This is a genomic window from Phenylobacterium sp. (assembly GCF_030693805.1).
Classification (GTDB): Bacteria; Pseudomonadota; Alphaproteobacteria; order Caulobacterales; family Caulobacteraceae; genus Phenylobacterium.
Genome location: NZ_JAUXZW010000297.1, coordinates 1 through 8579 on the forward strand (window position 1 = coordinate 1; position 8579 = coordinate 8579).

The 8579-nt window shown below is 67.9% G+C and carries 13 protein-coding genes; 6 read left to right on the forward strand and 7 right to left on the reverse strand.

Annotation, left to right across the window (positions count from 1 at the left end; genetic code table 11):
• The coding region (locus Q8M88_RS11400) for an SPOR domain-containing protein (RefSeq protein WP_305597277.1) at window positions 1–797 on the forward strand (797 nt) is incomplete at its 5' end.
• Between the two features lie 24 nt (window positions 798–821).
• Here the strand turns inward: Q8M88_RS11400 and Q8M88_RS11405 are convergent.
• Window positions 822–1139 carry a hypothetical protein gene (locus tag Q8M88_RS11405; RefSeq protein ID WP_305597278.1) on the reverse strand — a complete coding sequence of 106 codons (318 nt, stop codon included), beginning with the start codon at window positions 1137–1139 and terminating at the stop codon, window positions 822–824.
• 107 nt (window positions 1140–1246) lie between these two features.
• A complete protein-coding gene (locus tag Q8M88_RS11410) occupies window positions 1247–1522 on the reverse strand; it encodes a hypothetical protein (protein ID WP_305597279.1) in 276 nt (91 codons plus the stop codon).
• 121 nt (window positions 1523–1643) lie between these two features.
• Here Q8M88_RS11410 and Q8M88_RS11415 point away from each other — a divergent pair, with 121 nt between their 5' ends.
• The 3 genes from Q8M88_RS11415 (at window position 1644) to Q8M88_RS11425 (ending at window position 3524) form a co-directional block, all read left to right on the forward strand.
• Entirely contained in the window at window positions 1644–1967 is a 324-nt protein-coding gene (locus Q8M88_RS11415) for an NIPSNAP family protein (protein ID WP_305597280.1), read from the forward strand.
• Window positions 1968–1988: 21 nt separating this feature from the next.
• Window positions 1989–2660, forward strand: coding sequence for a TetR/AcrR family transcriptional regulator (locus tag Q8M88_RS11420; protein WP_305597281.1), 672 nt, complete (start codon window positions 1989–1991; stop codon window positions 2658–2660).
• Window positions 2661–2765: 105 nt separating this feature from the next.
• The gene (locus Q8M88_RS11425; protein ID WP_305597282.1) at window positions 2766–3524 is read left to right on the forward strand and encodes a short-chain dehydrogenase/reductase; all 759 of its coding nucleotides are present in this window, start codon (window positions 2766–2768) and stop codon (window positions 3522–3524) included.
• A gap of 24 nt (window positions 3525–3548) precedes the next feature.
• On the opposite strand, the gene Q8M88_RS11430 is transcribed toward Q8M88_RS11425, so the two are convergent.
• From Q8M88_RS11430 to Q8M88_RS11440, 3 genes are all read right to left on the reverse strand, one after another.
• Entirely contained in the window at window positions 3549–5090 is a 1542-nt protein-coding gene (locus Q8M88_RS11430; protein WP_305597283.1) for an acyl-CoA synthetase, read from the reverse strand.
• 70 nt (window positions 5091–5160) lie between these two features.
• Entirely contained in the window at window positions 5161–6075 is a 915-nt protein-coding gene (gene mmsB, locus Q8M88_RS11435; RefSeq protein WP_305597284.1) for a 3-hydroxyisobutyrate dehydrogenase, read from the reverse strand.
• Window positions 6076–6276: 201 nt separating this feature from the next.
• A complete protein-coding gene (locus tag Q8M88_RS11440; protein WP_305597289.1) occupies window positions 6277–6486 on the reverse strand; it encodes a cold-shock protein in 210 nt (69 codons plus the stop codon).
• A 260-nt stretch (window positions 6487–6746) separates the two neighbouring features.
• On the opposite strand from Q8M88_RS11440, the gene Q8M88_RS11445 reads away from it, so the two are divergent.
• A complete protein-coding gene (locus Q8M88_RS11445) occupies window positions 6747–6941 on the forward strand; it encodes a hypothetical protein (RefSeq protein WP_305597285.1) in 195 nt (64 codons plus the stop codon).
• Complete coding sequence (locus tag Q8M88_RS11450; RefSeq protein ID WP_305597286.1) at window positions 6941–7153, forward strand: hypothetical protein; 213 nt, start codon at window positions 6941–6943, stop codon at window positions 7151–7153. The genes Q8M88_RS11445 and Q8M88_RS11450 overlap by 1 nt, the downstream gene beginning before the upstream one ends.
• 175 nt (window positions 7154–7328) lie before the next feature.
• On the opposite strand, the gene Q8M88_RS11455 is transcribed toward Q8M88_RS11450, so the two are convergent.
• A complete protein-coding gene (locus Q8M88_RS11455) occupies window positions 7329–7964 on the reverse strand; it encodes a glutathione S-transferase family protein (protein WP_305597287.1) in 636 nt (211 codons plus the stop codon).
• A 15-nt stretch (window positions 7965–7979) separates the two neighbouring features.
• Window positions 7980–8579, reverse strand: a 600-nt coding sequence (locus Q8M88_RS11460; protein ID WP_305597288.1) for a spermidine synthase, incomplete at its 5' end; no start/stop codon positions are given.

Consider the following 8579-nt stretch of genomic DNA (forward strand, 5'->3'; position numbering starts at 1 on the left):
CCGCGCCGCAGCCGGTGATCGTCGCCACCGCCGAACCCCGCCGCCTCACGCCGCCCCCGGCGCCCGAGCCCGTCGCCCCCGTCGAAGCGCGCGCCGAGCCCGTTGCGGCCCCGACGCCGACCCCAGTTCCGACGCCGGCCCCAATTCCGACGCCGGCCATGGTCGCGGAAGCGCCTCCTCCCCCGGCGGCCCCGCCGGAACCGATGATCGTCGCGACCGCCGAGCCGGCGCCTCCGACCGCCAGGCCCTACCAACCCATTCCGAAGCCCCTCCCCGAACCAGCGCCGGCGCCCAGGCCCGAACCGGCCGGGGACCCCGAGCCGTCCGTCAGGGCGGAAGCCGCGCCACCCGCACCTGAATCGACGCCTGAACCCGAGGCCACGCCTGTCACAGCCCCTGTGATCGTCGCCAAGGCCGACCCCGCCCCGCAGCCGCCGCGTGAGTACGCCAGGCCGCCGTCGGCCGAGCCCTATCTGCCGTCTGAAACCGAAGTCGCGACGGCCTCGCCTTCTGTGTCCGCAGTCTCCCCGGGCCGCGCCGGCGACGCCGCGGTGCAGGTCAGCGCCGCCACCACGCCCGCTCTGGCGCGTCGCGAGATCGCTCAGGTGCAGGCCCGATTCGCGTCGGCCGGCCGCCTGTCGAACACGGTCGCTGAGGCTGTGGTCGGCGGGCGCACGGTCCACCGGGCCCTGTTCTACGGCTTCTCCAGCCGCAACGCCGCGGCCGCCTGGTGCGACACGCTGCAGAGCAGTGGCCAGGCCTGCTTCGTGCGCCGCGATTTCAACGGCGCGCGCTGAAGCGCAGAAAGCCAGGCGGGGATGTCAGGGCTGCGGATTGATCAGCCGGCTCGAGGCGCTGACCACCAGCCAGAGCACCAGCAGCGCTATGGCCACCAGCCATAGGGCGACGACGATCATCTCGATGGCGCGACGCCGGGAGTAGGTGATGTCCTGGATCCAGCGCTTAAAGCGATTGCGCGAGCGCGCGCGCCCAGGCGTGGAGCGCTCCCCGCGTCTCGGCTGGGGCGGCGCGCGTCGCGGCCCGATCTCGCCGCGATAGAACGACAACCCGCCAAGCAGGCCGGCCGAATAGGCCAGGCCGGCGATGATCAGCAGTCGCCACAGAGGTGAGATATCCATCGGCGCCCCAAGGTGCGTCGCCGGCCGCCACTTTTGTGGCTCGCCGACCCCCTCGCGGGAAGCTGCCTGAGGGCCGCCGCGCGCGCTAGCCCCGTTTGCGTGTAAGCCTAGTCTGCGATCTCGAAAAAGCAGGTTGCGTCGCCTGCGGTCATCGCGGTGACGGTGATCCTGCGCTGGCGTCCGTCGGCCAGCGACAGCGTGCCATAGCCCGCCTTGAACGCCGCCGTGGCGATCTCCGGCGTGGTTTTCAGCGCCCCGCGCAGGCGCGGCGCGAGCGACTGGAGGTTCTGGGCGTTACCAGTCAGCTCATACTGGATCGGGCCGGTGAATCCGCTGAACTTCAGTTCACCTTCGCCCGTGATGGTGTCCTGCGCCTTACGCACGTTTCGAATGTGTTTTCCTCCGGCTGTGACATCGATTCAACGGTCGCGGCGCGAATTCGATCCGAGCCGTGGGGGCGAGACGAGGCCTTGACCTTGTTGCTCCGGGTGGCGAGCATCCGCCATGATCTACGAATTGAGGATATACGAACCCGTCGAGGGGCGCACGGAAGCCCTGCGTGATCGGCTGCTCAATCGCGCCATGCCGATGATGCCTGACCACAGGATCGAAGTGGTGGCCGCATTCACCCCGACTCCCGACGATGGCCGCGTTGTCTACCTTTGCCGGTTCGAGGACGAGGATGCCCGCGCGGCGGCCTGGGCGGCCTTCGCCGCCGATCCGCGATGGAAATCCCTGCGTGAGGAGACCGAAGTCGACGGCCCTCTGATCAAGACCATGGCCTCGACCTTGATGCGCTCCGCCCTCTCCGGCGCGGACAAGTTCTGAGCCGTTCTGGAGATGCGTGTAGTGCAGAAGACCGATCGCTCCCCCACGGCTGCAACACCGGCCAGGCCGAAGACGCTGCGGCGACGTCGCGAGTTGCTGGTGGTGGTCTACGACTGCATCGCCCAGTACGGCATCGACGGCGTCAGCATGCGCCAGATCGCCGAGGCGGCGAAGATCAGCACAGGGACGATCAACTATCACTTCGAGAACAAGCACAACCTGATCATCGCCGCGCTCGAGGCCGCCTACCGCCTTCCGCACGACTGGGAGAGCTACCGCGGATCGCCGCTGGGTCAGCTCAAGCGTCTGGCCGCCGGCCATGTGCTCCACAAACATACGCACGAGCGCTTCTGGCGGTTCTGGCTGAACTACGTCGCCCATTCGGGCCGTGACGAGGAGATGCGCCGCCACCTTGAGCAGCGCGAGGCCCGCCAGCAGAAGTTCTGGACCGCGCTGGTCCGCGACGGTGTCGCGGCCGGCGAGTTGCGCGTTGATATCGATCCCGAACGCACCGCCGAGCGCCTGCAATTGATCGCCCATGGCCTCGTGGTGCGCCAGGTCCAGGCTCCCGGCGCCGCGGCCCGCGTACGGGCACGTGAGGTGCTGGAGGAATTCTTCGCCGAGATCGTGGCGCCAAACGCGGCACAACCGGTCGTAGCCGCGCCTGCGCCTTCCGTAGCGAAATGCATCTGATAAGGGTGAGCGCGAGCTGACGGCGAAACAGCGCCGGCCGCACTGAAGCCAACGGCGCGAGCCATTCGCCCCGGCCATCAAGAAAAGACAGGGAGAAGCCAGGATATGGAACTGGATCTGAAGGGAAAGCGCGCGCTGGTCAGCGGCGCGTCCAAGGGCATCGGCAGAGCGGTCGCCACTCTGTTGGCCGAAGAAGGCTGCGACGTGATCCTGGTGTCGCGCGACGCAGCCCTGCTGGGTGAAGCCGCCGACGACATCCGCGGCCGCGCTCAGGTCAATGTGCAGGTGATCGCCGCCGACCTGTCCAAACAATCGGAAGTCGAGCGCGTGGCCAAGGAAGCCGGCGACCTCGACATCCTGGTCAACAACGCCGGCGCGATCCCCGGCGGCGATCTGCAGACCGTCGACAACGACACCTGGCGCAACGCCTGGGACCTGAAGGTGTTCGGCTATATCGGCCTATCGCGGGCGCTGTATCCCGGCCTCGCGCGCCGCAAGGGCGTGGTGGTCAATGTAATCGGCGGCGCGGGCGAAACCTTCCCCGCGGGCTACATCGCCGGCGCGGCCGGCAACGCCTCGCTGATGGCCTTCACCAAGTCGCTCGGCAAGGGCGCGTCGAAGGACGGCGTGCGGGTCGTGGCGATCAACCCGGGCCCAGTGGCCACCGATCGCCTGGTCACTCTGCTCAAGACCGCGGCGCGCGAGCAGTTCGGCGACGAAAGCCGCTGGCAGGAGCTCAACAAGGGCATGCCGTACGGACGCCCCGCCGACCCGGTCGAGATCGCCAATGCGGTGGCCTTCCTGGCCTCGCCGCGCTCGGCCTACACCAACGCGGCGATCCTGACGATCGACGGCGGCGGCTGAGGATCGCCGAGGCGTGGGGCGGCGCTAGATGCGCCGCTCCATCCCCGCCCAGAACGACTCGCGCAGCTTGCGCCTGAAGATCTTGCCCGAGTCCTCGCGCGGGAGTTCGGCGGAGAAATCCACCCGCTTGGGCACCTTGTAGCCGGCGACCCGCTCGCGCAGGAAGGCCCGCACATCGGCCTCGCTCAGACCGGCCTCCGGGTGGGGCTGGACGACGGCGTGGATCGCCTCGCCCCATTCGTCGTCCGGCACGCCGAACACTGCGCAATCGACAACGCCCGGCATCTTGTGCAGTTCGGCCTCGATCTCCGCGGGATAGATGTTCACCCCGCCCGAGATGATCATGTCCTTGGAGCGGTCGCACAGATACAGGAAGCCGTCCTCGTCGAAGTAGCCGATGTCGCCTGGGGCGATCAGGCCGATCTTTTCGGAGTCCTTCCGCTTCTGGTCGTCGCCTTGATAGGTGAAATCGGTGATGCCGGGCGTCCGCGCCAGCACCTCGCCGACCTCGCGCGGCGCCAGGTCGTTGCCCGCCTCATCGACCACCTTGACCACCGATTCCGGGAATGCGCGGCCCACCGTGCCCGGGTGCGCCAGCCATTCCTCGGCGTCGCAATAAGCGACCATGCTGATCTCGGTTGTGCCGTAGTATTCGCAGATCACCGGGCCCCACCAGTCGATCATCTGGCGCTTCACCTGCGGCGGACACGGCGCTGCGGCGTGGACCACATAGACCAGCGAGGAGACGTCGTACTTGGCGCGCACCGCGTCCGGCAGCTTCAGCAGCCGGTTGAACATGATCGGCACCATGTGCAGGTGCGTGACCTTGCGTGTCTCGATCAGCTTCAGCAGGTCCTCGGCGTCGAAACGCGGTTGCAGGATCACTGTACCGCCCAGGCGCGCCGCGGTGCTCGAATAGGACACCGGCGCGGCGTGATACATCGGGCCGGTCAGCACCGTGACGATCTGGCTGGGATCAGGCGCCGCGCCGAATCCAAAACCGCGCATGAACAGGCTGCGCTGGGTGGCGGCCTGGCTGGGTGTCGGCGCGAAGCGGCGCACGCCCTTCGGCCGCCCGGTAGTGCCGGAGGTGTAGATGATGGTGGTCGGCGCCTCGTGCGGCGGCTTGGTCCAGGGCTCGAAGCTGGAGACCCAGGATTCCCATTCGATCATCCCGGCCGGAACCTCGGCGTCGGCCGGCGAGACGCCATACGCCGCGCAGACCTCGGGCGGGGTGCGCACTACGATCACCGTGGCGTCGGCCGGGAGCGCCGAGCGCACCGGGCCCAGCAGGTCGGCATGGATGACGATCACCCGGGCCTGGGAATTCTCGAACAGGTAGCGGGCTTCGTCCTCGGTGTAGTGCCAGTTGACCGCCACCGGATAAGCGCCGATCGCGCCTGCCCCGCCCTGGGCTTCGAAGAAGACGATGTCGTTGCGCATGTAGAGGGCGACGGTGTCGCCGGCCTTCACGCCGATGGAGTCGAGGCCCGTCGCCACACGTGCGGCGCGTTCGTCCAGTTGTTCGGTGGTGATGTGGCGCTCGCCACTCCAGATCTCGCCCATTGGCGTTTCCTTACCCTTGGTTTTGGTCTTCTGGCGCGCCGGCCGTGGGGATTCTCACGCGCTTACGTGATCAGGCGCCCGGTACTTCGCCCAGGCGGCCGCGCAGCATCTGCAGGATCGCCGAGAAGTCCTTGCCGCCGCCGCCCAGGCGGTCGAACAGGGCGTAGAGGCCTTCGGCCTGGGCGCCCAGAGGCGTCGCCGCGCCGGCGGCCGCTGCGGCCTCCTGCGCGAGCTTTAGATCCTTGAGCATCATCGCCGTGGCGAAGCCGCCCTCGTAGTTGCGGTTGGCCGGCGAGGTCGCCACCGCGCCCGGCCAGGGGCTGTAGGTGGTCAGCGACCAGCACTGACCCGACGATTGCGAGGCGATGTCGAAGAACTTCTGCGGATCGAGGCCGAGCCGTTCCGCCAGCGCATAGGCCTCGCAGACGCCGATCATCGAAATGCCCAGCAGCATGTTGTTGCAGATCTTCGCCGCCTGGCCGGCGCCATGGTCGCCGGCGCGGATCACCGCGCGGGCCATTGGCTGGACCGCCGCTTCGACGTCGGCGAAATCGGGCTCGAGGCAGCCCACCATGAACGCCAGCGTGCCGGCGTCCGCGGCTGTCGAGCCGCCCGACACCGGCGCGTCGGCGAAGCGGAAGCCCGCCTGCGTCGCCTGGGCGGCCACGGCGCGGGCGCTTTCCACGTCGATGGTCGAGCAGTCGACGAGCAGCGCGCTCTTCGGCGCATTCGGCAGGATCTGTTCGGCATAGACGCTGCGCACGTGCGGTCCGGCCGGCAGCATGGTGATCACCACGTCGGCCTCGGCGACAGCCTCAGCCACGGTGGAGGCCGGCTTGCAGCCGCCCGCCGCCGCCCGGTCGCGGGCCGGGGCCGACAGGTCGAACGCTGACACGATGCGCCCGGCCTTCGCCTGGTTGGCGGCCATGCCCCCGCCCATGTTGCCCAAGCCTATGAAGGCGACGCGCAGTGGCGAACCGGACATGCAAGCTCTCTCCCCTTGAGGCGAGGCGGCCGCACTGGCGCCGCCCTCGTTGTCTGACACCTTCGCATCGCCCAATCGCCGGCCGCGATCAAGCGCCGCGAATCCGGTCGCGGCGACGGCGAGGCTCGAACCTGCTCCCGAACACAACAGGCCGGCGCAAGGCCGGCCTGGACGTTCTCGATCAGGAGGTCGCGAAACCCGTCAGGCGGACTGCAGTTGACCGGCCGAGGACTTGCCGCTGCGCTGGTCGCGTTCAAGTTCGTAGCTGAGCTTCTGGCCCTCGAACAACGACGGCAGGCCAGAACGTTCGACGGCGGAGATGTGCACGAACACGTCGGGGCCGCCCTCATCAGGTTGGATGAAACCGAAGCCCTTTTGGCCGTTGAACCATTTGACGACGCCGGTGCTCATGTCTGGATTCCCATCTTCGGGACTGAATATCCGCAGCGCCACAAGCGGCGCGCAGGCAAATTTTCGCAGGAAGGTCGCGGTCAGTTCCGAAAATCGCTGCCGGAGAGCGCGTGCGGAAAACAGCCGAACCAAGTCGATATCCGATGAGCGAGCAGGTCACGTCTTGGCGAGGCGGGCAACTATTTTCCCCGATCGTTTGAGCACGAGCGAGGTTGCTGCGCCAATTCGGACATCTCGCGCAAGACGTGCTAAGAGAGCGGATGAACAGGTATCAAGCCCGTGACACCGACGGAACATGGTCGATCCTCGATCGACTGACCCGCGAGACCCTGCCGTCCGCCGAGGCCGGCCCTTCGAGAGCCAGCGCCGTGGCTCTGGCCATGCTGCTCAACACGCTCGACGATCAGCAGCAGTGGCGCGCCCAGGCCGCGCAGCACCCCACGGCGGTGGCCTGATGGCCCGCGTGCTGGTGGCTTGCGCCCAGGATGGGCGCGTGGTGCATACGGGCCATCACATGACGGCTGCTCAGTTCGAGGCCGCCAACGCCCGCTACGCCTTCCGCTGCTCCTCCTGCGGCGACATCCATCACTGGGTGCGCGCCGAAGCCTGGATCGAGCCCGCGCGGGTGGTGCGCGCTGCGACCGCCGCGCCCGCCGAGGCGGAATAGGCGCAGGCGCACGACGCTTGGCAGGCCGTCGCAAGCTGCGATACGGGCCAGGGGAATACGGCGATGACCAATCCACAACGCGACAAGTGGCTGGGCCGCCTGCTGATCATCGCGCTCGGGCTGCTGGTCGCGGCCTATTTCGTGCCGTCGCTGCTGCCCCGCTGATCTGCGATGGTCACACCAGGGCGATCGGCTGGCCGGGCTCGGCCAGTCCCATCGCCCGCTGATAGGCCGGCCGCTCGCTGATCCGCTGCAGCCAGTCGCGCAGGTTCGGATAGGGCGTCAGGTCACGCGGCTCGAACAGCCGGCTGGGCCTCAGCGGGAACAGCATGATCACGTCGGCTGCAGTCAGGTCGTCGCCGGCGAAGTAAGGGGTCTGTCCCAGCCGGGCCTCGACCATCGCCAGCCCCCGCTCGGACCGCGTCGGGATCGCCGGGATCGGCGCGCCAGCGGGTCGCGCCGCCGCCGCCATCCGGTCGCTCATGATCGCCGGCATCAGCGAGCCATTGGCGTAGTGCAGCCAGAACAGATAGTTGGCGAATTCCGGATGACCGAGCGCGCGCGCCATCCGGCCCTCGCCGTATTTGGCGATGATGTATTCGATGATCGCGCCTGACTCGCTCAGCGTCAGGTCGTCGTCGGTGATCACCGGCGCGGTGCCGGCCGGATGGATCGCCCGGTATTCCGCAGGCGCAGCCCGCGTCACCGGATCGCGCACGTACAGCTTCAACGCATAGGGAACCCCCAGCTCCTCACAGAGCCAGACGATGCGCTCGGATTGCGAGACGCCGAGGTGGTGGATAGTCAGCATGCCGGGTGGCCTAGCCTAGTCAGCGGCGGGCGTCATGAACTCATCGCGAGGGAACAGGTCTCGGTTGAGGTCCGCCAGTCCCGTGCGATCGAACTCCGGGCCGTAGAAGGTCGGCTGGACGGTTGCGAACATCTCGACGTAGCTCTGCAGCAATTCCTCAGAAGCGCTGCCGTAGTGCGCGACGCTGAACGGATGCTGCAAGCGGCGGGTCATCGCGGCCGCATCCCATGTGATCGGCTCATTGCTGCCGATCAGCATGGAAACGTCGGGCTCGTAGTGAACCACATAGGGGAAGACCGACAGAAAGGTGCGCTTGGCGCGCTCCGTCGGCGCCCAGGTCACCGCCAGGCCGTGAGGCTTCAGGCGCGAGCGGAGCAGTTCGAAGTATTCCTGGGAGTACAGGTTGCCGGCATAGGCGCTCGTCGGACGCAAGGCGTCCGCTTCGATAATGTCGTACTGGCGCTCGCTACGCCTGAGAAAAGCCCGGCCATCCCCGAAGATGTTGTGAACGCGCGGCTCGGCGACAACTTCGCGCAAAGCCGCGTAGTCGTCGCTGCCGGCGAGACTGGTGAGTGTCGTATGCAGCGGCTTGACGATCTCCAGCGAGAACAGCCT